26 protein-coding genes are annotated in these 24,178 nt (G+C 67.2%); 12 read left to right on the top strand and 14 right to left on the bottom strand.

Translation table 11 applies throughout. From position 1 onward, the window contains the following. Positions 1-33: 33 nt before the first annotated feature. From ACOEQ1_RS03230 to gshB, 3 genes are read right to left on the bottom strand one after another with little or no spacing between them, the layout of a single operon-like run. Positions 34-1,221, bottom strand: coding sequence for a mechanosensitive ion channel family protein (locus ACOEQ1_RS03230; protein WP_419757785.1), 1,188 nt, complete (start codon positions 1,219-1,221; stop codon positions 34-36). A 26-nt stretch (positions 1,222-1,247) separates the two neighbouring features. Further along, a complete protein-coding gene (locus ACOEQ1_RS03225; protein WP_419757784.1) occupies positions 1,248-2,108 on the bottom strand; it encodes a lysophospholipid acyltransferase family protein in 861 nt (286 codons plus the stop codon). Positions 2,109-2,120: 12 nt separating this feature from the next. Beyond that, positions 2,121-3,065: a glutathione synthase gene (gshB, locus tag ACOEQ1_RS03220; RefSeq protein ID WP_419757783.1), complete on the bottom strand. Its 945-nt coding sequence runs from the start codon at positions 3,063-3,065 to the stop codon at positions 2,121-2,123. Between the two features lie 213 nt (positions 3,066-3,278). On the opposite strand from gshB, the gene ACOEQ1_RS03215 reads away from it, so the two are divergent. Both ACOEQ1_RS03215 and ACOEQ1_RS03210 read left to right on the top strand, forming a co-directional pair. Continuing rightward, positions 3,279-3,674, top strand: coding sequence for a cupin domain-containing protein (locus tag ACOEQ1_RS03215; protein ID WP_419757782.1), 396 nt, complete (start codon positions 3,279-3,281; stop codon positions 3,672-3,674). 1 nt (position 3,675) lies between these two features. Beyond that, complete coding sequence (locus tag ACOEQ1_RS03210) at positions 3,676-3,915, top strand: tautomerase family protein (RefSeq protein ID WP_419757781.1); 240 nt, start codon at positions 3,676-3,678, stop codon at positions 3,913-3,915. On the opposite strand, the gene ACOEQ1_RS03205 is transcribed toward ACOEQ1_RS03210, so the two are convergent. Genes ACOEQ1_RS03205 through ACOEQ1_RS03195 form a run of 3 tightly spaced genes read right to left on the bottom strand, consistent with a single transcriptional unit; the run spans position 3,891 to position 7,467 of the window. Continuing rightward, positions 3,891-4,934, bottom strand: coding sequence for an ABC transporter ATP-binding protein (locus ACOEQ1_RS03205; RefSeq protein ID WP_419757780.1), 1,044 nt, complete (start codon positions 4,932-4,934; stop codon positions 3,891-3,893). The genes ACOEQ1_RS03210 and ACOEQ1_RS03205 overlap by 25 nt on opposite strands. 9 nt (positions 4,935-4,943) lie before the next feature. Further along, the gene (locus ACOEQ1_RS03200; protein ID WP_419757779.1) at positions 4,944-6,524 is read right to left on the bottom strand and encodes an ABC transporter permease; all 1,581 of its coding nucleotides are present in this window, start codon (positions 6,522-6,524) and stop codon (positions 4,944-4,946) included. A 13-nt stretch (positions 6,525-6,537) separates the two neighbouring features. Then, complete coding sequence (locus ACOEQ1_RS03195; protein WP_419757778.1) at positions 6,538-7,467, bottom strand: iron ABC transporter substrate-binding protein; 930 nt, start codon at positions 7,465-7,467, stop codon at positions 6,538-6,540. Positions 7,468-7,864: 397 nt separating this feature from the next. Between ACOEQ1_RS03195 and ACOEQ1_RS03190 the strand changes: the two genes are divergently transcribed. Further along, complete coding sequence (locus tag ACOEQ1_RS03190) at positions 7,865-8,923, top strand: diguanylate cyclase (RefSeq protein WP_419757777.1); 1,059 nt, start codon at positions 7,865-7,867, stop codon at positions 8,921-8,923. A 4-nt stretch (positions 8,924-8,927) separates the two neighbouring features. On the opposite strand, the gene ACOEQ1_RS03185 is transcribed toward ACOEQ1_RS03190, so the two are convergent. After that, positions 8,928-9,341: a hypothetical protein gene (locus tag ACOEQ1_RS03185; protein ID WP_419757776.1), complete on the bottom strand. Its 414-nt coding sequence runs from the start codon at positions 9,339-9,341 to the stop codon at positions 8,928-8,930. A 28-nt stretch (positions 9,342-9,369) separates the two neighbouring features. After that, positions 9,370-9,663: a DUF3072 domain-containing protein gene (locus ACOEQ1_RS03180; RefSeq protein ID WP_419757775.1), complete on the bottom strand. Its 294-nt coding sequence runs from the start codon at positions 9,661-9,663 to the stop codon at positions 9,370-9,372. Between the two features lie 141 nt (positions 9,664-9,804). Between ACOEQ1_RS03180 and ACOEQ1_RS03175 the strand changes: the two genes are divergently transcribed. After that, entirely contained in the window at positions 9,805-9,987 is a 183-nt protein-coding gene (locus ACOEQ1_RS03175; RefSeq protein ID WP_419757774.1) for a hypothetical protein, read from the top strand. Positions 9,988-9,991: 4 nt separating this feature from the next. Here ACOEQ1_RS03175 and pheT read toward each other — a convergent pair whose 3' ends face one another. The 5 genes from pheT to rpmI form a co-directional block, all read right to left on the bottom strand. Then, positions 9,992-12,454: a phenylalanine--tRNA ligase subunit beta gene (pheT, locus tag ACOEQ1_RS03170; protein ID WP_419757773.1), complete on the bottom strand. Its 2,463-nt coding sequence runs from the start codon at positions 12,452-12,454 to the stop codon at positions 9,992-9,994. 13 nt (positions 12,455-12,467) lie between these two features. Further along, positions 12,468-12,860, bottom strand: a complete 393-nt coding sequence (locus tag ACOEQ1_RS03165) for an NUDIX domain-containing protein (RefSeq protein WP_419757772.1) — start codon at positions 12,858-12,860, stop codon at positions 12,468-12,470. Positions 12,861-12,864: 4 nt separating this feature from the next. Next, on the bottom strand, positions 12,865-13,932 hold the full coding sequence (gene pheS / locus ACOEQ1_RS03160) for a phenylalanine--tRNA ligase subunit alpha (protein WP_419757771.1): 1,068 nt from the start codon (positions 13,930-13,932) through the stop codon (positions 12,865-12,867). Between the two features lie 90 nt (positions 13,933-14,022). After that, positions 14,023-14,403 carry a 50S ribosomal protein L20 gene (gene rplT, locus ACOEQ1_RS03155; RefSeq protein WP_419757770.1) on the bottom strand — a complete coding sequence of 127 codons (381 nt, stop codon included), beginning with the start codon at positions 14,401-14,403 and terminating at the stop codon, positions 14,023-14,025. A gap of 17 nt (positions 14,404-14,420) precedes the next feature. After that, positions 14,421-14,624, bottom strand: coding sequence for a 50S ribosomal protein L35 (rpmI, locus tag ACOEQ1_RS03150; RefSeq protein WP_419757769.1), 204 nt, complete (start codon positions 14,622-14,624; stop codon positions 14,421-14,423). A gap of 378 nt (positions 14,625-15,002) precedes the next feature. Here rpmI and ACOEQ1_RS03145 point away from each other — a divergent pair, with 378 nt between their 5' ends. From ACOEQ1_RS03145 to katG, 4 genes are all read left to right on the top strand, one after another. After that, complete coding sequence (locus tag ACOEQ1_RS03145; RefSeq protein ID WP_419757768.1) at positions 15,003-15,365, top strand: hypothetical protein; 363 nt, start codon at positions 15,003-15,005, stop codon at positions 15,363-15,365. 8 nt (positions 15,366-15,373) lie between these two features. Continuing rightward, positions 15,374-16,666, top strand: a complete 1,293-nt coding sequence (locus ACOEQ1_RS03140) for a diguanylate cyclase domain-containing protein (protein ID WP_419757767.1) — start codon at positions 15,374-15,376, stop codon at positions 16,664-16,666. A gap of 114 nt (positions 16,667-16,780) precedes the next feature. Continuing rightward, the gene (locus ACOEQ1_RS03135) at positions 16,781-17,677 is read left to right on the top strand and encodes a LysR substrate-binding domain-containing protein (RefSeq protein WP_419757766.1); all 897 of its coding nucleotides are present in this window, start codon (positions 16,781-16,783) and stop codon (positions 17,675-17,677) included. A gap of 187 nt (positions 17,678-17,864) precedes the next feature. Beyond that, positions 17,865-20,069: a catalase/peroxidase HPI gene (gene katG / locus ACOEQ1_RS03130; RefSeq protein WP_419758629.1), complete on the top strand. Its 2,205-nt coding sequence runs from the start codon at positions 17,865-17,867 to the stop codon at positions 20,067-20,069. 47 nt (positions 20,070-20,116) lie between these two features. Here the strand turns inward: katG and ACOEQ1_RS03125 are convergent, their stop codons facing one another. Further along, positions 20,117-20,581: a DUF2147 domain-containing protein gene (locus ACOEQ1_RS03125; RefSeq protein ID WP_419757765.1), complete on the bottom strand. Its 465-nt coding sequence runs from the start codon at positions 20,579-20,581 to the stop codon at positions 20,117-20,119. Positions 20,582-20,658: 77 nt separating this feature from the next. Between ACOEQ1_RS03125 and dapF the strand changes: the two genes are divergently transcribed. From dapF to ACOEQ1_RS03105, 4 genes are read left to right on the top strand one after another with little or no spacing between them, the layout of a single operon-like run. Then, positions 20,659-21,510: a diaminopimelate epimerase gene (gene dapF, locus ACOEQ1_RS03120; RefSeq protein WP_419757764.1), complete on the top strand. Its 852-nt coding sequence runs from the start codon at positions 20,659-20,661 to the stop codon at positions 21,508-21,510. Further along, complete coding sequence (gene mtaB / locus ACOEQ1_RS03115) at positions 21,507-22,736, top strand: tRNA (N(6)-L-threonylcarbamoyladenosine(37)-C(2))-methylthiotransferase MtaB (protein ID WP_419757763.1); 1,230 nt, start codon at positions 21,507-21,509, stop codon at positions 22,734-22,736. Before dapF ends, mtaB begins: the two co-directional genes overlap by 4 nt. Positions 22,737-22,759: 23 nt before the next feature. Further along, a complete protein-coding gene (gene ftsY / locus ACOEQ1_RS03110) occupies positions 22,760-23,686 on the top strand; it encodes a signal recognition particle-docking protein FtsY (protein WP_419757762.1) in 927 nt (308 codons plus the stop codon). Continuing rightward, entirely contained in the window at positions 23,679-24,149 is a 471-nt protein-coding gene (locus ACOEQ1_RS03105) for an acyl-CoA thioesterase (protein ID WP_419757761.1), read from the top strand. The genes ftsY and ACOEQ1_RS03105 overlap by 8 nt, the downstream gene beginning before the upstream one ends. Positions 24,150-24,178 lie beyond the last annotated feature (29 nt).

The following is a 24,178-nucleotide window of genomic DNA, read 5'->3' as shown; positions in this document are numbered from 1 at the left end:
ACGCACAGGCGCCTCCTACTCAGCGAAGATCTGCTAACCGCGCCCGGGCGCACCAACCCCGACCTCAACTTTGTTGTGCGTCGCAGCATCGCCTCTGGCGCGATCCATTGCCACGCGTGTATGCGGCAGCGAATGCGGATACTCAGCCTGGATGAAGGCGATGAGCTTCTCGCGCACCTCACAGCGCAAGTCCCAGCATTGCGGAGCGTTGCGTGCGCTGACCAGACAACGCAGTTCGACGACGCCCTCGCGGGCATCGCTTACCTGCAGGTTGACGACCTTTCCGTCGCAAAGCTTGCTCTCGGCGGCGACCTCCGAGAGCTTGTTGCGGACCGCCTGCACGGGAATGGTGTAATCCACGTAGAGGTAGACCGATCCGATCAGTGCGCCGGATTCGCGCGTCCAGTTCTGAAACGGTTTTTCGAGGAAATAGGAGATAGGCAGGATCATCCGCCGCCAGTCCCACAGCCGCACGACGACGTAGGTGCTGCTGATCTCCTCGATCCAGCCCCATTCGCCCTCGACGATGACCGCATCCTCGAGCCGGATCGGCTGCGTGATAGCGATCTGCACGCCCGCGATGAGGTTGGTGAGCAGGGGCCGGGCTGCGAGACCGACGACAAGGCTCGCGGCACCCGCCGAGGCGAAGAGGCTGATCCCGTATTGCCGCACCTGATCGAAGGTCATCAGGGCGACGCCGACGGTCACCACGCCGATCAGGATGGCGCCCGCGCGCTTGAGGATGCGAATCTGGGTGAGATGCTTGCGCGCCAGCAGGTTGTCGTCGACATCCGTGCGGAAGCGGGCAAGGTAGAGGGAGGCGAAGATCTCGCCGGCCCGGATCGATGTCCAGCCCACGAGCAGCACGAACGCCACCAGCAGGATGTGCGCGATGGTCAGTGTCGTCGCGAAAGAATAACTCGTGGACGGCAATGCCGCGCCGACCAGGAAGATGACATAGGCGAGGCGGCTCGGGCCGGTGGTGTTCTCGACGAACAGTTCGAAAAACGTGCGCACCTTGCGCGGCGGCGAGAAGCGCTTGAAGAGCGCCAGCGTCAGCCGGTGCAGCAGCAGGCCGATGCAGCCGGCAACGACCAGGATAATGGTGCTCCAGACATAGGCCGGGATCCAGGCCGGGCCTTGAGCGACATTGTGGTTGAAGACCTGCCGCAGGGTCTCGTGCACCTGCGGCAGAACGAGCGGGGCCGGCTTCTCGTTCATCAGAAACGCTCCTGATCTCGCCTGTTTCAGGGCTCTCGCGGCGGGATCCGGTTGCGCCGGAGTTCGGCCGCTGTCGTCGCGACCTGCCGCCAGACGGACTGCGCGAGTTGCTTCCGGGTCAGCGCGCCAGCGGCATCCACGGGCGGATGGAGTTCGATCGTCACCCGCAACCCACGGTGCCGCGCGATCCGCGCGAAGTGGGAGGCGAGGTCCATATCACCGAACCACGCCAACAATGCACGATCCGCGCGCCGGACCGGCAGGTAATCGATCTCGTCGTAGACGATCGAGACCGGCTGAAGGATATGCGGCTGGCCGCTCTCGGCGATGGCCAGGAAGGCGGAGCGGAACGGCATGACACGGGCGCCGTCCGATGTGGTGCCCTCGGGGAACAGGATAAGACTGTCGCCCTGACCGAGCCGTCTCGCGATGTCTGCATTCTCGCGCCCTGCCCCGCGGGCGCGGCGGCTCACGAACACCGTGCGCCCGAGCCACGCGATGATGGAGATGACCGGCCAGCGGCCGACCTCCGATTTGGCGATGAAGGCCGCGGGCAGGCAGGAGCCGAGCGCCGGGATGTCCATCCAGGATGAATGGTTGGAGACGAAGACGGTCGGCAGGGCGCGGGCGACAGGCGCGCCGATGACCCTCACCCGCAGCCCCAGGCACCAGCAGCATCCGGCCCAGTAGAGCAAGGGCAACCGAGCCTTGCCGCGTCCGGGCAAAGCGAGGAGCACCGTCTGCACCGGGGCGCAAAGCAGGGTCCAGACGGTGAAGGTGAGGATGCGCCAGACAATCCAGGCGCTGCCGGCAATGCGCGGCACCCAAGGCCATGCGCCCTCGAGCGGAACCGGCCGCGTGATCGGGTTTGGGGTGGGCTTGGCCATGAATGGCGACGGCTAGACCTTGGCCTCGATCTTGTCCCAAACAGTCTCTTCGATCTTGATCCCGTCGAAGCGCGTGATCTCCTGCAAGCCCGTGGGCGAGGTCACGTTGATCTCGGTGAGGTAGTCGCCGATCACGTCGATCCCGACGAACAGCAGCCCGCGCTCGCGCAGGTAGGGGCCGATGGCGGCGCAGATGTCGTGCTCGCGCGCGGTGAGCGTGCTTTTTTCAGGCCGCCCGCCGACATGCATGTTCGAGCGTGCATCGCCCTTGGCCGGTATGCGGTTGACCGCCCCCATGGGCTCGCCGTCGACCAGGATGATGCGCTTGTCGCCCTGCCGCACGGCCGCCTCGTAGCGCTGGATCATCAGCGGCTCGGTGGTTCGGGAGAAATGGCTGTCGAGGATCGAGCCGAAATTCTCGTCGTCCTCGCGCACGCGGAACACGCCGATGCCGCCGTTGCCGAACAGCGGCTTGATGATGATGTCGCGGAACTCCGCCCGAAACTCCGCGATCGCCGCGCGGTCCCAGGTGATGAGCGTCGGCGGCATGAGGTCGGGGAAGTGCGCCACGAGCAGCTTCTCGGGCGCGTTTCGGACGGCCGCCGGATCGTTCACCACCAGCGTCTTGGGGTGGATGTGCTCCAGCATGTGGGTCGCCGTGATGTAGGCCATGTCGAAGGGCGGGTCCTGCCGCATGAGGACGACGTCCATCGTGCCGAGGTCGAGAAGCTCCGTCGGGCCGAAGGTGAAATGGTTCCCCACCTCGCGCCGCAGGACCACGGAGTTGGCGCGCGCCGTGAGCCGCTGGCCGCGAAGCGCCATGTGGCGGACCTCGTAGTGCCAGAGCTGATGGCCGCGCGACTGCGCTTCGAGCATGAGGGCGAAGGTCGAGTCCGCGTCGATCTTCACGGTCTCCATAGGGTCCATCTGGACGGCGACCTTCAACGCTCCAGGCATAGGCACTCACCTCGGGGTCAAGCGGCGGGGTTCAAGCGGGCGGATCAGGAGGGCGCACCATACCGGGCGGCCGGGCGGACGCCTAGTGGAGGCCCAACGGCCGGCGGGCGGCGGCATTCAGATCGCCGACTTATAGGTTCATGCGGGTTCTACCGCCTTATCGGCAGCCGGTTCACCCATTACCTAGATGGGCAACACGCACAGGAGACAGCGATGGAAATCAAGCGCGCGGGTTCGCAGCCGTCCGGCAAGGGTCCGGCGGATTATTTCACCGGCACGGTGCGGATCGATCCGCTGTTCAGCCCGCCCGATCCAGCCCGCGTGGCAATGGCGCTGGTCACGTTCGAGCCGGGTGCGCGGACGGCGTGGCACACGCATCCACTCGGCCAGACACTCATCGTGACAGCCGGCGCCGGCTGGGCTAGGCGGGAAGGCGGTGCGACCGAGGAAATCCACCCCGGCGACGTGGTCCATTTCCCACCCGGCGAGAAGCACTGGCACGGCGCGACGGCGACGACGGCGATGAGCCACATCGCCATCCAGGAGAAGCTCGATGGGTCGCCGGTAGACTGGATGGAGCAGGTCAGCGACGCTGACTACGGAGGTTGAGATGCCGCACGTTATCGTCAAGCTCGTCGCCGGCCGGACCGAGCAGCAGAAATCCAGAATGGCCGAGGACATAACGAAGGCCATCATGGCCGGGGCCGAGGTTGGAGAGGATGCGGTCTCCGTCGCCTTCGAGGATGTGGCGAAGGAGGATTGGGTGGAGACGGTCTACAAGCCCGACATCATCGGGAAGTCGGACACGGTCCTCAAGAAGCCGGGCTACGATCCCCTGACGACGGGATAGGCCGCGACCGGGCCTTCGACCCGAAGCCCGACGCTCGCACCCGAGAGAGGGCTGGCGTAGCCGGGAACGAGGGCCTTCAGCGATCCGGGCAGGCCCGCCGCCCGCAGCGCCACGCTGCAGTCGTGGCCGTAGAAGGTCACGGCCTCGACCGTCGCCGGATGGCCCTCGCCCGGCGCCATCAGCCGGATCTGTTCGGGGCGGATCAGCACCTCGACCGTTCCGTCACCAACCGGCGCCACGAGCGGGAACGTCCCGAGCGCGCAGCGGACTGAGCCACCGGTGGCCTCGCCCGGCAGCGCCACGGCAGCGCCGAGGAAGCGCGCAAGTGCGATGTCGACGGGACGCCGATAGAGCGTCTCGGGCTCGGCGACCTGAACCAGCACACCTCCCCGTAGCACGGCGACGGCATCGCCCATCGACAGTGCCTCGGACTGATCGTGCGTCACCAGCACGGCCGTCGCCCCTGTGCGGCGGAGAGCGGCGGCGACCGCCTCCCGCGTCTCGACCCTCAGCCCGGCATCGAGCGACGAAAAGGGTTCGTCCAACAGCACCAGCCCAGGCTGCGGCGCGAGGGCGCGGGCGAGCGAGACGCGCTGTTGTTCGCCGCCCGACAGCTCCTGCGGCGGCCGATCGGCGTAGGCCGCGGGCAGTCCGACGAGTTCCAGCAGCTCGGCCACCCGGTGGCGCCTCCGGCGCTCGCGGCGCGACAGTCCGAAGGCGATGTTGCCGGCGACCGAAAGATGAGGAAACAGCGCGCCGTCCTGCGCCACATAGCCGACCCGGCGACGTTCCGGCGGCACGTGGACGCCGGCTCCGGACACCAGATCATCACCAAGGCGGATAGTCCCGCCTCCGCTCCGCTCGAACCCGCAGATCAGCCGCAGCAGCGTCGTCTTGCCGCTGCCGGAGGAGCCGAGCACGGCCAGCACCTCACCGGACGCCACATCGAGATCAATCTGCGCCAGGACGGTGCGGGCGCCGAAGGATTTGCATACCCCGGCCAAGGCCAATGCCGTCATCGGGATCGCTCAGGCGATGCCGCTGGCGGAGGCGCCAACGGTCGCAAGACGGACGCGCGACTGTCCGAACCGGCGCGCCAGGAGCCAGGTCGCCAGGAGCGAAATCGTCATCATGAGCGCCGTGTAAGGTGCCGCCGCTGCAAAGGCCAAGGTCGAGGTGTCGGCCCAGATCTGCGTCGCCAGCGTCTGCGTGCCGATGGGCGCGAGCAGCAACGTCGCGGTCAGTTCCGTCGTCACCGAAACGAACACCATGGCCGCCGCGGCTCCAAGGCCCGGTCCGGCCAGAGGCAGCATGACGCGCCAGGCGACCGCGATCGGCCCAAGACCCAGCGACCGGGCCGCCTCCTCCAGCCCCGGCTGCGACTGGGCGAAGGCCGCGCGAACGCCGACCACGGCTAGGCAGAGGAACTGGATGCCGTAGGCGAGGATCATCAGCAGCGCGCTCTGATAGAGGATGTGGAGGTAATGGACGGTCAGGAAGACCAGCGCCAGGGCGATGACGATGCCGGGCAGTCCTTGGGTCAGATAGCTCGTGCGTTCGATGAGCGTCACCGACCGGCCGCGATAGCGCGTGGCGAGGAAGCCTATCGGCAGGGCCATCAGCGTCGCGACCGCCGCGCCGCCCAGCCCGTAGCCGATGGAGGCGAGTGTCGCCTGGGTCAGCAGCGCCGGCGACACCTCGGCCGGAGTAATGGCCGCCGCCCCCGGTTGCGCGAGCCAAAATAGCACGGTGCCGAGCGGCACGCCGACTGTCACGAGCGTCACGACCACGAAGAAGCCCAGCACGGGCAGGCGGGCGCGGCCCAGTTCATGAGGGGTAAAGGCGCGGCGGGCGCCGGAGCCGATGCGGCCGTAGCGCGCACGTCCCCTCACCCGCAGCTCCGCCAGCAGGCAGAGCAGGCAGAGCAGAATGAGGACACCCGCCAGCAGCGATCCGGCGGCGCCATCGAAGCTGGCCCGGAACTGCACGTAGATTTCGGTGGTGAAGGTGCGGAAGCGCAGCAGGGCGAAGGCGCCGAACTCGGTGAGGATGTTGAGCGTCACCAGGAGCATCCCTCCAAGCAACGCCGGCCGCAGCTGCGGCAGGACGATGCGGAAAAAGCAGGCGACGGGTCCGCAGCGGAGGGCGCGGGCCGCGTCCTCCAGTGCCGGGTCCATGCCGCGCAGGGCCGCCGCCACGGGTAGGTAGACCAGCGGGTAGTAGGAGCAGGTCACCACCAGCACGGCACCCGCGAAATCCTGCAAGGCGGGGCTGATGGAGACCCAGGCGTAGCTCGTGGTGAAGGAAGGGATGGCGAGCGGCACCGCCGCTAGCACCGCCCAAAGGCGCTGGCCGGGGAGCCGCGTCCGTTCCACGAACCACGCGATCGCAGTGCCGAGAATGGCCGCGAGCACCACGGAGACCGCCACCAGGCTCAGGGTGTTGATGAGCAGCAGGCCGACCAGCGGACGGAACAGCAACCGGCTCGCCCGCGCGCCACCGACTTCAGCGGCCCGGAACACGGTTAGACCGAAAGGCAGCAGCACCAGCGCCGCTCCCACGGCCGAGGCGGCCAGCAGTCCCAGAGGTGGCTTGACCGCCCCATTCACCGGAGGAAACTCATCAGAGGAGGCCGGCCTCGTTCAGCAGATCGACGACCTGGGCGTCATCACCCAGCTGCGCCACGCTGATCGCCGGCGGCTGCAACTGATCGAACGGCTTCAGCACGGGGTTCGGCGCGACACCGGGATGCAGCGGATACTCGAAGACGACCGTGTTGTCGGCGAGCAGCTTCTGCGTGTCGGCGGCCACCAGGTAGGCCAGGAAACGTTGCGCGTCTTTCGGGTCCTTGGCCGTCTTCAGGACGCCGGCCCCGGAGATGTTGACGAGGCCGCCGATATCGCCGTGGCTGAAATGGTAGATCGCGCTGTGCATATGGCCGCGGCCTAACTCCGCCTGGAGACGCGCCCAGTAGTAGTTGTTGATGATGCCGGTAGCGACGGCGCCCCGGTTCACGGCCGCCACGACGCCCTCGTCGTCATCGAAAATCTGAGCATTCGCCTTCAGGCCGCGCAGCCAGGCGAGAGCGGCGTCATGCCCCTTCAACACGAGCACGGCGTTGACCAGCGGCAGGAAGTCGTTGTCGCTCGGCGCGATGGCGACGCGGCCTTTCCAGGCCGGCCCGGCAAGATCGAGCACCGATTCCGGCAGTTTGTCGCCGGCGATCATGCCCGTGTTGTAGGCGAGCACATTCTCCCGCGCGAGCACACCGACCCAATGGCCGTCGGGCGCGCTGTCCTTCGCCGGGACTTCGGCAAGGGTCGCGGGGTCGACGGGGGCCAACAGGCCCTTTTCGTCCAGCACCGCGATCTCCGGCGAATTCTCCGTGAAGAAGATATCGGCGGGCGAAACCGTGCCTTCCTGAATGATCTGGTTAGCGACCTCCGGGCCATCGCCCGTATGCACCTGAACGCGAACCCCCGTCGCCTTCTCGAACCCGGCGACCAGCGTGTCCACCGTCTGCTCGTGCTGCGCCGAATAAAGCGTGAGCACCGGCGGTCCCGCGGCCTGCGCAGGGCGTTGAGCGCCGAATACCGGAACGAAAACGCCGCATATCACTGCTGCCGCAAGTACTCGCGGCTTCGCCCGACGCCGGATTGACATCGTGAACTCCTGATCATCGAGCCATCGCAATATTGCGAACGCCTCGCATTTGCAGCGCTTACTCCATTGACGGGATTAACGTCAATGCCTCGCCCGAGCGGAGGGCGGCGCGCGCGACCGCCTCGTGCGCGATCCGGTCCCCGGAGACAGGAGCCTTACCGTCGGGTTGTCTGGTGTTTTGATCGCGGCGTTGATGATCCCTACGGGAATCATTCACGCGGCATTCAAATGTTTTGTGGCCTCTTGAGACGGAACCAAATCATCGCCCTTCCAGAGGTGTGACTCGATGCAAGCGCCGTCGGCATCTTCCTACGTTACGCTGAAGCCATCGGGCCAGATGTCAAACAGGGCAGCTGCCGAGGCAGCGACGGATCGTTTTCAAACCGTCAACTGCGGCGATGACTCAACATATTACGAGGCCGTCAAACTTGCGGCGAACGTCTGTGGCACGCAGGGCGCTCTGCTATCGTTCATTCACCGTGGCCGGCAGTGGCTCAGTGCTCGTATCGGCATCGGTACGATGGACTATCCGCGTGCGCTCGCCTTTTGCGCGCAGGCGATCCGGGTGCCGGATGAGGTGATGGTTGTGCGGGACGTAGCCGAGGACCCGCGTTTCTCCCGCAACTGGGCCAAGGCAGGCGGTGTGCCGTTTCGTTTCTACGCAGGCGCGCCGCTGCTGGCGCCTCATGGGGTGCCGTTCGGAACGTTGTCCGTCATTGATCGCTGCAGTCGTGAACTATCGAAATCGCAGACCGTGGCTCTGCAGAGCCTGTCGCGGCAGATCGTCCGCCTGTTGGCGTTGGCACAGGACAACAGTGTGTTGCGTGCGGCCAACGAACGGCTTTCCGAGATCAGCTTGACGGATGTCCTGACGAGCATCGCCAATCGCCGCGCCTTCAACGAGCGGCTTGCAGCCGAAGAAAAGACTGCGAGACGTACCAACGAGCCGTTGTCGCTGTTGCTGATCGATATCGACCACTTTAAGCAATTCAACGACCGTCACGGCCATCTGGCAGGTGATGCGGCTCTTGTCCAAGTGGCTAGAATATTGAACGGCAATAACCGGTCTTCAGATCTGCTGGCCCGCTATGGCGGTGAAGAGTTCGGCCTGATCCTGCCGCGTGCCCGAGTGCAAGCCGCCGCGGCTGTTGCCCAGCGCCTGCGACTGGCGGTGGAGGCTGACGACACGATGGAGCAACATGTGACGCTCAGCATCGGCGTAGCAGCCTACGTCCCGTTCCGTGGAACCCACGGCCTCATCGCGGATGCCGATCGGGCGCTGTATGCGGCGAAGGATGCAGGACGCAACTGCGTCATGACCGCTGATGACGTGACAGGGGTGTAGGGGATCAGGCGAGCAGCGGCCTCGTTGCCTGATCTTCGGCCGTCACGTGCAGTCGGCCGGCCAACGCGACATCAACGGCTGTCAGCGCTGCCACCAACAGAAGGCCCACCACGGCTCCCTGCCGCTGCGGATTGCGCGACGACACGCCCATGGCCAGCGCTCCGATATCCATGGCGTCGCCCCCGACACGACCCCACACCCATGGCATCGGGTCCCGCGCAAGGACAAGCCCGAGACCGGTCGCCACTTCCCGCAAACCGACAAGAGCAATGAGTGGTTCGTTCGGCAGGCCGGTGTTCCGGGCAACGCCGCGCCGTCCGAAGAGATCTATCAGGCCGAGACCGATACTGAGCATGCCCAGCCCCCGTGCAAAGGCCACATCGTTCGACCTGTACGCCGGCGGATCACGGTGTCTCATTCTCATCTCCTCGTGAGGCTCGGAAGCGTCAGTGGTTGCGGCCGCGACCCGTCTGAGCCTGGAGACTGTCGATCATCTTCGACGCATCGGCCTTCGACAGGCTTGGATCGAAGGCGGCGCCGGCTTCCTCGCACAACGTCTTCAGGTAGGAGGCCTGGGCACCGGTCATCGTCTCATGTCCGGTGGTCCAGGTATTCGGGTCCTTGACGGTATTATTCGGAACATCGTCCGAAACCGCAGTCTTCGGATTGACATCGGTGTCCACCAGATCGGCTTCCGGCTGCTCCGTCTCCGGCTGCGTCGTCCTGCTGCGCGTGCTCATCTAACGATCCCCGTTCTTGGTTCGTTCACATATATTGGAGTACCACAGCGGTTCCGCCAGAGGCGCCTGATCACAGAGGCGTGCGGGAGAGATTTACGTGGCCGGCAATTGCAGGTCGTCCGGAACTGGAAGGCACAAGCTATGGGTTCGCTCGCTGCAAACTGGTATGGCGTCGTCGCCCTCTTCGGCGCACCGGCCATTGCCGGCATCGTGCTATGGATCGTCGCTCACCGCGTCCAAAGCCGGCGTGACCGAGTGAACCGCGAACGCCAAGCGCGAGGTTACGGCGACTTCCAGTTCCCGCGCCTCGCGCGCCGTATCTAGGGCACTACCGCAACACGGCTCCGGTCGCCTTGGCGACGGCGGCGACCACCTTCGCGGAGGCTTCCTCGATCTCCGCATCGGTCAGGCTGCGATCCTTCGGCTGGAACACGACCTCGACGCCGAGGGACTTGCGGCCGGGCTCCATGCGCTCGCCCTCATAGACATCGAACAGCGTCACGCCCGCGACGAGATCGCGCACCGAGCCACGCGCCGCCCGCAACACGTCCTCGGCGGCGACTTCGCTCGCCGCGATGAAGGCAAAATCCCGCCGGACCGGCTGGAAAGCCGACAGCACAGGTGCGGCCTTCCGGCGGCGCTTCGGCTCGGGGATCGCGTCGAGGAAGATCTCGAAGGCCGCCGCATGGGCGGGCAGGTCGAGGGCGCGGATGATCTCGGGGTGCAGCGCCCCGAAGCGGGCCAAGGCGAGCTTCGGCCCCTGCCGGACAACGCCCGAACGTCCCGGATGGTAGAAGCCCGGCGCATCGCCAGTCACCGTCAGCGCCTCCGGCGGCAGGCCGAGTGCGGTGAGCGCGGACCACACATCGCCCTTGGCATCGAGAGCCGTCACGCCCCGCGCGGGGACGAGCCAGCTGCGCGGCGTCTCGCCCGTTCGCAGCCCGGCGGCCACCACCTGCTGGCCGCCCCGTACGCCCTCGTGAAAAGCGGGTCCGACCTCGAACAGCCCGCCATCGCCGAAGCCACGCGCCGCGTTGCGCGCCGCAGCGAGCGCCAGCGTGATGAGGGGCGTGGCGCGCAGCTGGTCGAGGTCCGAGGCGATCGGGTTGACCAGCCGCAACGCCTCGGGCGCTTCCCCGAACAGCGCGGCGATGCGGCTGTCGGCGAAGCTGAAGGTCACCGCCTCGGCAAGGCCCCTGCCCGCCAGCACCCGCCGCGCCACCGCCGCACGCGCCTGCCGCGGCGTGAGCGTCGCCGACGGCACCGCGGAGAGCGCCGGGAGCGAGACCGGCGCGATGCGGTCGATGCCCCAAATGCGAAGCACCTCCTCGATGAGGTCGACCTCGGGCTCGATGACCGCAGCACCTTCGCGGGCCTGGGCGGCGCGCTCGGGATGCAATGCCGGGCCCTGATCCAGGTCGCCGCGCCCAGCAACATCGTTGCGCCAGGAGGGGACGTTCACGGTGATGCTCTCCCCGTCGGCGCCCGCGAGGTTGAAGCCGAGGCTGCGGAGGATGCGCTCGGCCTCGTCGCGCGGCACATCGGCGCCGCCGAAGGTGCGCAGCCGGTCGAAGCGCAGCCGCGCCGTGCGCCGCCATGCGGGTTCTGTCCCGGCCGCGACGGGCTCGGACGCCGTGCCGCCGCAAAGCTCGATCACCATCTGCGTCGCGGCCTCCAGGGCCGCCGGCATGAGCGCGGGGTCGATCCCACGCTCGAACCGCGCCCGGGCGTCGCTCGCGATCTGATGGCGGCGGCCGGTCAGCGCGATCGCGATGGGGTCGAAGTAGGCGCATTCGATGAAGACGTCGGTCGTCGTCCCGGTGCAGCCGGTGCTCTCGCCGCCGACCACGCCCGCCAGCGAAACGACCCCGGAAGCGTCAGCGATGACGCAGTCCGCCGGCGTCACGGTCACGTCCTTGCCGTTCAGCGCCCGGAAGGTCTCGCCCGCGCCGGGCCGCAGCGTGAGCCGACCGCCCGACACTCGCCCAGCGTCAAACACATGCAGCGGACGGCCGAGGTCGATCGTGAAGAAGTTGGTGATGTCGACGAGCGCGCTGATCGGGCGCAGCCCGATCGCCCGCAGCCGGTCCTGCAGCCAGCTAGGGCTCGGCCCGTTGGTGACGCCGCGCACCGTGCGGCCGAGCACCCAGGGGCAGACCTCGGGCATCTCGATCGCCCAGTCGATGGCGCTCGCGCCCTCCGAAGGCACCGTCTCGGGCGCGAAGGTCTTCAGCGCGCCGACGCCCGCCGCCGCCAGATCGCGCGCGACTCCCCGCACAGCGAGCGCATCGCCGCGATTGGGCGTGACGGCGATCTCGATCACCGGCTCGTCGAGCCCGGCCCACTCGGCATAGGCAGCGCCGACCGGCGCGTCATCGGGCAATTCGATGATGCCGTCATGATCCTCGCCAAGGCCGAGCTCGCGGGCCGAGCAGAGCATTCCGTTCGAGGCGACGCCACGGATCTCGCCCGCCTTCAGGACCATGCCGGACGCCGGGATGGTGGCGCCGACGGGCGCGAAAACGACCTTGATGCCGGTGCGGGCATTGGGCGCACCACAGACGACGGAGACCGGACCCTCGCCCGCATCCACCGTGCAGGCGCGCAGGCGGTCGGCATTCGGGTGCTGCACGGCCTCCATAACCTGCCCGATGCGGAAGGGCGCCAGCGCCGCGCCGGGGTTGGTGACGCCTTCCAGTTCCAGCCCGATGCCGGTCAGTCGCTCGGTGATGGTGTCGAGCGAAGCCGTCGTCTCGAGATGGTCGCGCAGCCAGGAGAGGGTGAATTTCATGAATGCGTCTCGATCAGAGGGCGGTCGCGGCCTGGGCGGCAGCGACGGTCAGGTTCGCGGGCAGAGCGTCGAGCGTGAACCACCCGAACCTGGCATGTTTCGCGGGCTCCCGGTTTTCCGGTTCGCCGCTGAACGCCGCGACCCGATAGACCGGGGCCACCCAGTGTTCGTCGCCGTCCCGGTCGATCAACTCGACGAGGCAGAGGAGGCCAGCGTCCTCGATGACGATGCCAAGCTCTTCCTCGATTTCGCGGCGGACCGCGTCGTGGAGGGGCTCGAAGGCATCGACCTTGCCGCCGGGAAGTCCCCAGCGGCCCGCCTCGGGTTCGGTCAGCCTCTGGACGAGCAGCAGCTTGCCGTCACGTACGATCGCCGCGCCGCAACCGACTCTTGGGTGCTGGCCCATCGGCTCAGACCCCTTCGTGCAGACTGGCCGGCTGGAAGGGCGAGGCGCCGTAATGCCGCAGCCAGCGGATGTCGCTCTCGTAGAACAGCCGCAGGTCGGAGATGCCGTGCTTGAGCATCGTCACCCGCTCGACGCCCATGCCGAAGGCGAAGCCTTGCCACTCGCGCGGATCGATGCCGCAATTGGCGAGCACCTTCGGATGCACCATGCCGCTGCCTAAAATCTCGAGCCAGTCGCCGCCGCCGCCCAACTCTCCGGTGCGGCGGTTCCAGCCGATATCGACCTCCATGGAGGGCTCGGTGAAGGGGAAGTAGCTCGCCCGGAAGCGCACCGGCAGGGTCGCAATGCCGAAGAAGGCGCGCAGGAAATCCGTCAGGCAACCCTTGAGGTGCGCCAGCGTGATGTGGCGGTCCACCACCAGCCCCTCGCACTGGTGGAACATTGGGCTATGGGTCGCGTCGTGGTCCGCGCGGTAGGTGCGGCCGGGCACGATCAGCCGCAGCGGCGGCGGCTCCGACAGCATCGAGATGATCTGCACCGAACTCGTATGCGTGCGCAGGACCAGCGGATGCCCCTCATGCGTGCCGGAGAGGTAGAAGGTGTCCATGTCGCTGCGGGCGGAGTGATGCGCGGGGATGTTCAGCGCGCCGAAATTGTACCAGTCGGCCTCGACCTCCGGGCCTTCCGCGACGGTGAAGCCCATGGCGCCGAAGATCGCCGCCATCTCCTCCATGGTCCGGCTGATGGGATGGATCGACCCGCGCGCCTCTGGTGCGGGCGGCAGCGTCACGTCCATCCGCTCGGTGGCGAGGCGCGCGGCAAGCGCCGCCTGATCCAGCACCGCCTGCCGGCCCGCGAGCACGCCCTCCACAGCCTCACGCAGGGCGTTGACGGCGGCGCCACGGGCCTTTCGCTCATCCGGCGGCACTTGGCCCATGCTGCGCAGCAGGCCGGTGATGCGCCCCTGCTTGCCCATGAAGGCGACCCGCACCGCATCGAGCGCACGGGGATCGGGTGCGGCGGCAATGGCCGCCTCGGCTTCCGCTTGAAGGGCGCTCAGATCGTCGGACATGGTAGCTCCAAACATGGAAAAGGGCCGCCTCGGTCAAGGCAGCCCTCTCGTCGGGTGGCCGGACGGAACCGCCCCGGATGGGGCGAGGCGTCAGGCGGCGGCGCTGCTGGGCGCTGCTTCGAGGACGGCCTGAACCTGCTTCACGATGCCTGCAAAGGTCTCGGCATCGTCGAAGGCGATCGCGGCCAGAACCTTGCGGTCCAGCTCGATATTCGCCTGCTTCAGCCCGAAGATGAACTGGCTGTAGGTCAGCCCCTGCTCGCGCACCGCCGCGTTGATGCGCTGGATCCAAAGCGCGCGGAACTCGCGCTTCTTGTTGCGCCGGTCGCGATAGGCATACTGGAGCGACTTCTCGAGGCGCTCCAGCGCGATGCGGTAGTTGGTGGAGGACCGGCCGACGAAGCCCTTCGACTGGTCGAGGACCTTCTTATGCCGGGCGTGAACGGTTACGCCGCGTTTTACACGTGCCATGGATCAGATCCCCTCTCTCACACCAGCCCGTAGGGCGCCCACTGCTTGACCGTCTTGGCATCCATCTCGGTCAGCGTCTGGGAACCACGGTTGGTGCGCTTCATCTTCTGGGGGCGATTGATCAGGCCGTGGCGCTTGTTGCCGGGACCCGCCAGAACCTTGCCGGTCGCGGTGATCTTGAACCGCTTCTTGACCGACGACTTCGTCTTCAACTTGGGCATTTTACTCTCCTCAAAATAGGTCGTCCCGGCTGGTTCCACGCGATGCGGAGCCGGAGACGTGTCGTGGCCGGGCATGCCCTTCAGGCCCGGCGCACAGACAAAACGAGCGGCGGCCTATACAGAAGGCGCAAGGGCCGGGCAAGCCGCGCGACAGGACCGCTGCCATGCCGCAACGGCTCCTGCTTCGGGCGGAAGCCCTCACTCACCGGGCCGAAGCTACTTCTCCAGGCACTACGATCTTCCCAGCCCCGCCTGCGGGCGCAGGACGCCGCCTCGCGAGCCACTGCTGCCCCGGGCTTATATGGATAGATCTGGCTTCTCATAAAGACTTAAGCCATGTAGACAGTCGCGCGGTCCACAACGACAGGATGCAACCAGATGGCGGAGGGCAGCTTCGAGACGATCACGATACTCGAGCTTGAAGCAATGGGCTCTGAAGGTCTCGACGAGCTTTCGTTCGGGGTCATCGGCTTCAACCACACCTCGGTGGTCGAGTTGTACAACGCCACGGAGTCGCGCATGTCCGGCCTTGCCTCGAGCACAGTCCTTGGCGCGCCCTTTTTCGATGCCGTCGCACAGTGCATGAACAATTTCATGGTGGCGCAACGCTTCGAGGATGAACCGGAACTCGATGCGGTCGTTCCTTTCGTGCTCACCTTGCGGATGCGGCCGACGCGCGTGCGGTTGCGTCTGTTGGCAACTGCGGCCGTCGCACGGCGCTACATCCTCATCGAACGTTGAGCTGAGCCGTGACGATCCTCCCTTCCAGCGAGGAACAACTTCTCGAATTCCTTTATGCCTGCCCCGTCGGGCTGATCGAGTGCGACGAAGCGGGCGAGATATCCATGATCAACCCCCACGCCATGCAGCACCTGATGCCGCTGGCGGCTGCCAATGATTTTGGAAATCTGTTCAAGACGTTGGAGCAGTACGCTCCGGAAATGCGCCACCTCGCTTCCCGCTTCAGGCCGCGAACGGGCACTATCCTGGAGGGGCACCGCATCATGGTCGAGTTGGGCAGCGGCCGCCAGAAAGACGAACCCAAGGTCCTCTCCTGCACGCTGGTCAAGCTTGGACACAACCGGCTCATGGCCACACTGGCGGACATCAGCGGGCAGGTGGCGCAGGAGCAGCGCCTGCGTCAGGCGGATGCATGGTTCGCCACCCTCCTCGACCAGATCAACGACTATGCGCTCGTCACCGTGTCGCTCGACGGCAGGATCGAGAGTGCGAACGAGTCTTTCACCCATCAGACGGGGTATGACTACGTCGGCGTGGTGGGCCGTCCGCTTTCTGCCGTCCTCGGGAATGAAACACCGAGCGGCGGCTTCAGCATCGACGAGCAACTTGCGATCGCGGCTCGGGATGGCTGGCACCTCCAGGAGGGCTGGCAACAGCGGGCGACCGGCGGACGCTACTGGTGTCAGCGCCTCGTTGTCGTCGGCATCGACGGTCCCGCGGCGGAGCACGCCAAGTATTCGGTCGTGTTGCGCGATGTGCCGCGGCGGGGCGCGGTCGCCGACGACCTGCGGCGCATGTTGACGTGCGACCACCTGACGGGCGCGGCGAACAGGGTGCACTTCAGCAGGATGCTCGCCCGGGCGCAGTCCGAGTGGCAGGAGTTCAAGCATCCTTTGTCGCTCATCGCACTCGATCTCGATCACTTCAAGAAAGTCAACGACACTCACGGGCATCCCGTCGGCGATCTGCTGCTCTCCAGCGTGGCGGAGGCCTGCAAGGCGCTGCTGCCCCCGCGCGGAACCTTCGCTCGCCTGGGCGGCGAAGAGTTCGGGGTTCTCCTGCCGCGACATAATCGCGAGCAGGCACTCGATCTGGCGGAGGCCATGCGCGGTATCATTGCCGATCTTGAGATACCGGTGCCGGGCGGCATGCTGAGGGTGACTGCGAGCTTCGGTTGCGCCACGCTCGACGAGGTCAATGGTTCGGCCGATGCCCTCCTCGCGCTCGCCGACCAGCGCCTCTATGCGGCCAAGGGGGACGGACGCAACCGCGTCCACCGGCCGATGGCGTCCTTGCCATGACCGGAGACTGATCGGCACCGCACCCGGCCAGCTGCATCTTGCTCAGGCTGCCCTGGTGGCGCATCAATCAGACCGCAACGTCTGATCGATTGAGCCTATGAGCCCCGCACGCGGATGACACTCCAGGACCTTCGCTACGTCGTCGCCTTGGCGGAACATGGCCATTTCGGCCGGGCCGCCGCCGCCTGCGACGTCTCCCAGTCGACCCTCAGCACGCAGATCAAGAACCTCGAACTCGAGCTTGGCGTGAAACTGTTCGAGCGAACGACGAAGTCGGTCAGCGTCACCGCCTCGGGCCGGGAGATCGTCGGGCACGCGCGCCAGGTGCTGGAGCAAGTCGACGCCATCGTCAGCGTCGGGCAGACGATTTCGGGGCCGCTGTCGGGAAGCTTCAGCCTCGGCGTCATCCCCACGCTTGGCCCCTATATCCTGCCGTGGCTCGTCCCGGCTCTGAAGCAGGATTACCCGGAGCTTCGGCTGACCCTGCGCGAGGATCTGACAGCGCCCCTCCTCGAGAGATTGGGGTCGCACCGTCTCGATGCCGCGCTCATGGCGCTGCCGGTGCCGGACGGCCGTCTGGAGACGCTCCCCCTCTTCGACGAACCGTTCTGGTTCGCGGAGCCGAAGGGCCGCAGGGCCGCCGCCGCGACAAGGATGACCGAGGACGAGTTACGCGGGCAGCACCTGTTGCTTCTGACCGAAGGCCACTGCCTGCGCGATCAGGCCCTGGCGATCTGCGGCATCGCCGGCACCGAGGACGAGGGAGACTTTCGCGCCACCAGCCTCGAGACCATCCTTCAGATGGTGGCAACGGGGCTCGGAAGCACGTTGCTGCCGGCGATGGCGCGCAGCGAGGCGCGCGCGCGCTCGGTGACCATGCGGCCGCTGGAGGCCGGGGTTGGGCGGCGCATCGGCCTCGTCTGGCGCCGGAGCTATTCCAGGCCGCGTGAGATCCACCTGCTGGCGCAGACCCTGCGCGATCATCTGCCCGAAGGCGTTCACAGCGTGTGAGCGGCCGCCACTCATCGGGCCAGTAGATTGGCTTCGTTTGGACAATCAATTTTCCAAGCGGGCGCAACGCGGGTAGAGTGCCGGCCGGCGATCAACGCGCCCATGTCCCGCGCGCTCGGCGGCGTTGAGCGGCTCGCGGGCAGAGCGAAAACAAGCCACGTTTCGAAGGAGAGACACCATGGATGGGATGAGCGACGACAAGAGTGCGGGCGGGTGCCCCGTCGTGCACGGCGGCGGCTCTTCAGCCCAGAGCAAGAGCTCGCGCAGAGGCAACCGCGATTGGTGGCCGGCGCAGCTGAGCCTGCACACGCTGAGCCAGCATTCGCTGCGGGCGAACCCGTTCGGCGGCGAATTCGACTACGCCGAAGCCTTCAAGACCCTCGACCTGAACGCGGTCATCCAGGATCTTCATGCCCTGATGACCGACAGCCAGGATTGGTGGCCGGCAGATTTTGGCCATTACGGCGGCCTTTTCATTCGCATGGCATGGCATAGCGCCGGCACCTATCGCACGAGCGACGGGCGTGGCGGCGCCGGCGGTGGCCAGCAGCGTTTCGCGCCGCTCAACAGCTGGCCGGACAATGCGAGCCTCGACAAGGCGCGCCGGCTGATCTGGCCGATCAAGAAGAAGTACGGAAAAGCGCTGTCCTGGGCCGACCTTTTCGTCCTCACCGGCAACGTCGCCCTGGAGTCGATGGGCTTCAAGACGTTCGGCTTTGCCGGCGGCCGCGCCGACACCTGGGAGCCCGAAGAGCTCTACTGGGGTCCAGAAGGCTCGTGGCTCGGCGATGAGCGCTACAGCGGCGAGCGCCAACTCGCGAACCCGCTCGGCGCGGTGCAGATGGGCCTCATCTACGTCAACCCCGAAGGTCCAGGCGGAAAGCCCGATCCGCTCGGCTCGGCGCGCGACATCCGCGAGACGTTCGCGCGGATGGCGATGAACGACGAGGAAACCGTCGCTCTCACGGCGGGCGGCCACACCTTCGGCAAAACCCACGGCGCCGGCGATCCGTCCTTCGTGCTGGCCGAGCCGGAAGGCGCCGTCATCGAGGACATGGGCCTCGGCTGGCGCAGCAAGCACGGCACCGGCGTCGGCCCTGACGCGATTACCTCGGGCCTCGAAGTGATCTGGTCGCAGACGCCGGTCCAGTGGAGCAACCACTACTTCGACAACCTCTTCAAGTTCGAGTGGGAGTTGGTGAAGAGCCCCGGCGGCGCCTGGCAGTGGCAGGCGAAGGACGCTCCGGCCGACATCCCCGACCCCTACGATCCGTCGAAGAAGCGTGTGCCGACCATGCTCACCTCCGACCTCGCCATGCGCATGGACCCGATCTACGAGAAGATCTCACGCCGCTACTACGAGAACCCCGATCAGTTCGCGGATGCCTTCGCCCGCGCCTGGTTCAAGCTCACGCACCGCGACATGGGGCCGGTCCAGCGCTACATCGGGCCGCTCGTGCCCAAGGAGACGCTGATCTGGCAGGACCCGATCCCCGCGCTCGATCATCCGGTGATCGAGGAGCAGGACATCGACAGCCTCAAGGCGAAGATCCTCGAGACCGGCCTCTCGGTTCAGGAGCTCGTCTCGACCGCCTGGGCGTCGGCCTCGACCTTCCGCTACTCGGACAAGCGCGGCGGCGCCAACGGCGCGCGCATCCGGCTGGAGCCGCAGAACAAGTGGGCGGTGAACAACCCGGCCGTCCTGGCGCAGGTGCTGGAGAAGCTCGAAGGGGTCCAGACGGCGTTCAACGCGTCGGCCTCCGGTGGGAAGAAGGTGTCGCTGGCCGACCTCATCGTGCTCGGCGGCAACGCGGCGATCGAGAAGGCGGCAGCGGATGCCGGAACACCGACCAAGGTCGAGTTCACCCCTGGCCGCATGGACACGACGCAGGAGCTGACCGACGCCGTCTCCTTCGAGCCTCTCGAGCCGACGGCGGACGGCTTCCGCAACCACTACGAGGGCGAGCAGTTCATGGCGCCTGAGGAAGCGCTGGTGGACAAGGCGGAGCTGATGCGCCTGACGGGGCCGGAGATGACGGTGCTGGTCGGCGGCCTGCGGGTGCTGGGCGCCAACTCACAGGGGTCGAAGCACGGCGTCTTCACCGACCGGGTGGGCAAGCTGACGAACGACTTCTTCGTCAACGTGCTCGACATGGGCATGGAGTGGCAACCGGCCGGCGGCGACAACGCCTATGAGGGCCGCGACCGGAAGACCAAAGAGCCGAAGTGGACCGCCACCAGGGTCGACCTCATCTTCGGCTCGCACTCGCAGCTGCGCGCCTTCTCCGAGGTGTACGCGGAAGCGGGCTCCGAGCGGAAGTTCGTGGACGACTTCGTGATGGCCTGGAACAAGGTCATGAACGCGGACCGCTACGACATCGTCCGCCACTAAGCCTGACGACAAGAAGGGGCGGCATCTTCGGGTGCCGCCCCTTCACGTTAACCGTTCGGCATCCGCTGCCAGGTCTGCGACCGGCCGATGAGCGAGAAGCCGATGAATCCACGCACCACGAGCGTCTGCCCATCCGGTCCGAGATGGAACCGGCAATGGTACGTGTCGCCGGTTTCCGGGTTGAGGATGGTTCCGCCCCCCCAGCGGTCGCCATCGGGCCGCATGTCGCGGATGATCTCCAGCCCTAGGACGGGCTGGTTCGCGCGATCGCCCGCACAATCCTGGCACCGCGCATCGGCGTATTTCGCATCGAGGATGTCGGTCACGCGCCCGTAGAGCAGCCCGTTGCGGGCGTAGATCTGCACCAGGGCGCGGGGCCTGTTGGTCTTGTCGTCGATCGTCCGCCAGACGCCGACCGGTGAGCCAGGGTCCGAGGCCCAGGCGGGAAGCGATCCCGCCGCCAGCGCACCTGCGGTCGCCGCAACTCCGGCCAGCCATTCGCGTCTACGCATCACTTACCTCTCAAGGCAACCGTGGCTCACGGTTATCGCTCTTCCGACTGTCGCGGCCGGCACCTATAACCCCGCCCATGGAGATTTCCTTCATCAAGATGCATGGGGCCGGCAATGACTTCGTCGTGCTGGACGGACGCGCGCGGCCGCTAGGCCTGACCCGCGACCGCATTCGTTGGCTCGCGGACCGTCGCCTGGGCATCGGCTGCGACCAGCTTATCAGCCTGGAACCGGGCACCGACGGCTCCGAAGTGTTCATGCGCATCCATAATCCGGATGGCAGCGAGGCCGGCGCCTGCGGCAACGCCACCCGCTGCGTGGCGACCCTCATCGGCCGGGAACTTCGTCGAGGCGAGGTCATCATCGGCACCATCTCCGGCGATCTGCCCTCTTCGATACTGGATGACGGCCGCGTGACCGTCGATCTCGGGGCGCCTCGCCTTGGCTGGTCCGACGTGCCGCTGGCCATGGCGCTCGACACGCTGCATCTGCCGCTGGCCGAGGGCGCGGTCGCCGATCCCGCCGCCTGTTCGATGGGCAATCCTCACGCCACATTCTTTGTCCCTACGGTCGAGGGGCTGGATGTCGAACGCCTCGGGCCGCGCTTTGAACGTGACGCGCTGTTTCCGGATCGCGCCAATATCGGCTTCGCCCAGATCCTTTCGCCCGACCGCATCCGCCTGCGCGTCTGGGAGCGCGGCGCCGGCCTCACCCTCGCCTGCGGCTCCGGCGCCTGCGCGACATTGGTCAACGCCGTGCGCCGCGGCCTCGCTGACCGGCGCGCCGAGCTTCTACTGGATGGTGGAACGCTCACCATCGAGTGGCGGGAGGCGGACGGCCACGTCCTCATGACCGGGCCGGCCGAGACCAGCTTCATTGGCATGATCGACCTCGACGCCAGCCATTCGGCGATCGGATTAGCCGCGTGACGATCGAGGTCCTGAGCTTCGGCTGCCGCCTCAACACCTACGAGGGCGAGGTCATGCGCGGCCATGCCCGCACCGCTGGCCTCAGCGACACCGTCATCGTCAATACCTGCGCCGTGACCGCCGAGGCCGAACGCCAGGCGCGTCAGGCCATTCGCCGCCTGGGCCGTGAAAAGCCGGAGGCCACCATCGTCGTCACCGGCTGCGCGGCGCAGATCGACCCCGCTGGCTGGGGCGCCATCCCGGGCGTCGCCCGCGTGCTCGGCAACACCGAGAAGCTCGATGCGGCCCATTGGGCGCCCGGCGCGCCCTCGGCGGTGTCGGACATCATGGCGGCGCGGGAAACGGCGGCGCATCTGGTGACGGAGTTCGCAGGCCGGGCGCGCGCTTTTGTTCAGGTGCAGCAGGGCTGCGACCATCGCTGCACCTTCTGCGTCATCCCATTCGGGCGTGGGCCCAGCCGCAGCGTGCCGTTGGGCGCCATCCTCGGCCAGTGCCGCAGCCTGATCGCGTCCGGCTACCAGGAGATCGTGCTCACCGGCGTCGATATCACGAGCTACGGCGGCGATCTGCCCGGCCGCCCGCCGCTCGGCCAGATCGTGCGGCGGCTGCTCGCTTTGCTGCCCGAGTTGCCCCGCCTGCGGCTCTCCTCGCTCGACCCCTGCGAGATCGACGAGGACCTCTGGCGCCTCATCGCCGAGGAGCCTCGGCTCATGCCGCATCTGCACCTCTCGATCCAGGCGGGGTCGGACCTCATCCTCAAGCGCATGAAGCGCCGCCATCTGCGAGCGGACGTGCTGGCGGTGACAAGGCGGGCGCGCGACCTGCGGCCCGGCATCGCCTTCGGCGCCGACCTCATCGCCGGCTTCCCGACCGAGACCGACGCGGCCTTCGACGAGACCCTGGCGCTCGTCGAGGAGGCCGACCTTACCATGCTGCACGTGTTCCCCTACTCCGAGCGGGCCGGCACGCCGGCGGCACGGATGCCCAGCGTGCCCAAGGCTGCGCGGCGGGAGCGCGCCGCACGGCTCCGCGCCGCCGGCGCCGTCGTGGCCTCCCGCTTCGACGCCGCCCGGCTCGGCGGCTCGGTGCGCGTGCTCGCGGAGACGGAGACGCGCGGCCATTGCGAGCATTTCCGGCCCGTGCGGCTCGGGGTGCCAGCCATGCCCGGCGCCATCGTGTCGGCGACCGTGACCGGCGCCGACGGCCTCGGCCTCCTAGCGACATAAACATATGTTTATGAGGCACTGACATGGCGCTGTCCGGGTTCTTCTCGCGGCTGAAGGAGGGGCTGTCCCGCTCCACCCAGAAGCTGAGCACCAGCATCACCGCGGTCTTCACCAAGCGAAAGCTGGACGACGCAGCGCTCGACGAGCTGGAGGAGCTGCTGATAGCGGCCGACCTTGGACCGGGTGCCGCCGGACGCGTCATCGACGCCTTTCGCCGCACCCGCTTCGGCACCGACGTGACGGACGAGGAGATCAAGACCGCGCTGGCGGAGGAGATCACCGCGATCCTGGAGCCGGTCGCCCAGCCGCTGGAGATCGACGCCAGCCACGCGCCGCACGTCGTGCTGGTGGTCGGCGTCAACGGCACCGGCAAGACGACGACGATCGGCAAATACGCGCAGTTCTACCGTGATCAGGGGCTGCGGCCGATGCTGGTGGCCGGGGACACCTTCCGCGCCGCCGCCGTCGAGCAGCTGCAAATCTGGGGCGAACGCACCGGCGCACCCGTGGTATCGGGCAAGCCGGAGACGGATGCCGCGGGCCTCGCCTTCACGGCGCTCGAGCGGGCGCGCCGCGAGGGCATCGACGTGCTGCTCATCGACACCGCCGGGCGTCTCCACAACAAGACGGCGCTGATGGACGAACTCGCCAAGATCATCCGGGTCATGCGCAAGCTCGACCCGACGGCGCCGCATTCCACCGTGCTGGTGCTCGACGCGACGACGGGCCAGAACGCCATCAACCAGGTCGAGGTCTTCCAGGATCTGGTGAACATCGATGGGCTGATCGTGACGAAGCTGGACGGCTCGGCGCGTGGCGGCATCGTCGTCGCGCTGGCGGAGGAGTTCGGCCTCCCCGTTCACGCCGTGGGCGTCGGCGAAAAGGTCGGGGACCTGCGTCCCTTTGCGGCCGCCGAGTTCGCCCGCGGCCTGGTCGGCGCCAATGTTTGAGGACACCCCCCAACCGGACGTGACGGGGCGGGCGACCTACCGCATCTGGGGCGTCGAGACCGTGCGCTTCTCCGACACGGATGCGGTCGGTCACGTCAACAACGTCTCGTTCGCCGCGTATCTGGAAACCGGCCGCACGACCTTCGGCCGCGCCTGCGGGCTGCCGATCGGCGTGCAGGGGCTCGGGCACCACATCGTCCTGGCACGGGTCGAGATCGACTACAGGCACGAAGTGCACTGGCCGGCGGTGCTCGATCTGGGCTCGGCCGTCGTGCGCCTGGGCCGCAGCTCGATCACGCTCATCCAGGGGGTGTTCATCGGCGACCTCTGCGTCGCGACGGGCCGAGAGGTGCTGGTGATGGTGGATAGCGCCACAGGGCGGCCGGCCACATTGCCGGACGAACTACGCGCCCGCCTGCTGCGCGACGGGGGCCAGACCGGCGCGAACGGCTCGACTTCGTAAGGAAGCCGCGGGTAAGGTCGGCACCCACC

This window comes from Acidisoma sp., assembly GCF_965199065.1.
In the GTDB taxonomy this organism is placed as follows: domain Bacteria; phylum Pseudomonadota; class Alphaproteobacteria; order Acetobacterales; family Acetobacteraceae; genus Acidisoma.
This window is presented reverse-complemented; position numbering and strand designations above follow the sequence as displayed.

What these genes read in the sequence shown, in the direction of transcription:
- ACOEQ1_RS03230 (WP_419757785.1), bottom strand. Translation starts at nt 1,221, where the DNA reads ATGAACGAGAAGCCGGCCCCGCTCGTTCTGCCGCAGGTGCACGAGACC.
- ACOEQ1_RS03225 (WP_419757784.1), bottom strand. Translation starts at nt 2,108, where the DNA reads ATGGCCAAGCCCACCCCAAACCCGATCACGCGGCCGGTTCCGCTCGAG.
- gshB (WP_419757783.1), bottom strand. Translation starts at nt 3,065, where the DNA reads ATGCCTGGAGCGTTGAAGGTCGCCGTCCAGATGGACCCTATGGAGACC.
- ACOEQ1_RS03215 (WP_419757782.1), top strand. Translation starts at nt 3,279, where the DNA reads ATGGAAATCAAGCGCGCGGGTTCGCAGCCGTCCGGCAAGGGTCCGGCG.
- ACOEQ1_RS03210 (WP_419757781.1), top strand. Translation starts at nt 3,676, where the DNA reads ATGCCGCACGTTATCGTCAAGCTCGTCGCCGGCCGGACCGAGCAGCAG.
- ACOEQ1_RS03205 (WP_419757780.1), bottom strand. Translation starts at nt 4,934, where the DNA reads ATGACGGCATTGGCCTTGGCCGGGGTATGCAAATCCTTCGGCGCCCGC.
- ACOEQ1_RS03190 (WP_419757777.1), top strand. Translation starts at nt 7,865, where the DNA reads ATGCAAGCGCCGTCGGCATCTTCCTACGTTACGCTGAAGCCATCGGGC.
- ACOEQ1_RS03185 (WP_419757776.1), bottom strand. Translation starts at nt 9,341, where the DNA reads ATGAGACACCGTGATCCGCCGGCGTACAGGTCGAACGATGTGGCCTTT.
- ACOEQ1_RS03180 (WP_419757775.1), bottom strand. Translation starts at nt 9,663, where the DNA reads ATGAGCACGCGCAGCAGGACGACGCAGCCGGAGACGGAGCAGCCGGAA.
- ACOEQ1_RS03175 (WP_419757774.1), top strand. Translation starts at nt 9,805, where the DNA reads ATGGGTTCGCTCGCTGCAAACTGGTATGGCGTCGTCGCCCTCTTCGGC.
- pheT (WP_419757773.1), bottom strand. Translation starts at nt 12,454, where the DNA reads ATGAAATTCACCCTCTCCTGGCTGCGCGACCATCTCGAGACGACGGCT.
- ACOEQ1_RS03165 (WP_419757772.1), bottom strand. Translation starts at nt 12,860, where the DNA reads ATGGGCCAGCACCCAAGAGTCGGTTGCGGCGCGGCGATCGTACGTGAC.
- pheS (WP_419757771.1), bottom strand. Translation starts at nt 13,932, where the DNA reads ATGTCCGACGATCTGAGCGCCCTTCAAGCGGAAGCCGAGGCGGCCATT.
- rplT (WP_419757770.1), bottom strand. Translation starts at nt 14,403, where the DNA reads ATGGCACGTGTAAAACGCGGCGTAACCGTTCACGCCCGGCATAAGAAG.
- rpmI (WP_419757769.1), bottom strand. Translation starts at nt 14,624, where the DNA reads ATGCCCAAGTTGAAGACGAAGTCGTCGGTCAAGAAGCGGTTCAAGATC.
- ACOEQ1_RS03145 (WP_419757768.1), top strand. Translation starts at nt 15,003, where the DNA reads ATGGCGGAGGGCAGCTTCGAGACGATCACGATACTCGAGCTTGAAGCA.
- ACOEQ1_RS03135 (WP_419757766.1), top strand. Translation starts at nt 16,781, where the DNA reads ATGACACTCCAGGACCTTCGCTACGTCGTCGCCTTGGCGGAACATGGC.
- katG (WP_419758629.1), top strand. Translation starts at nt 17,865, where the DNA reads ATGAGCGACGACAAGAGTGCGGGCGGGTGCCCCGTCGTGCACGGCGGC.
- ACOEQ1_RS03125 (WP_419757765.1), bottom strand. Translation starts at nt 20,581, where the DNA reads ATGCGTAGACGCGAATGGCTGGCCGGAGTTGCGGCGACCGCAGGTGCG.
- dapF (WP_419757764.1), top strand. Translation starts at nt 20,659, where the DNA reads ATGGAGATTTCCTTCATCAAGATGCATGGGGCCGGCAATGACTTCGTC.
- ftsY (WP_419757762.1), top strand. Translation starts at nt 22,760, where the DNA reads ATGGCGCTGTCCGGGTTCTTCTCGCGGCTGAAGGAGGGGCTGTCCCGC.
- ACOEQ1_RS03105 (WP_419757761.1), top strand. Translation starts at nt 23,679, where the DNA reads ATGTTTGAGGACACCCCCCAACCGGACGTGACGGGGCGGGCGACCTAC.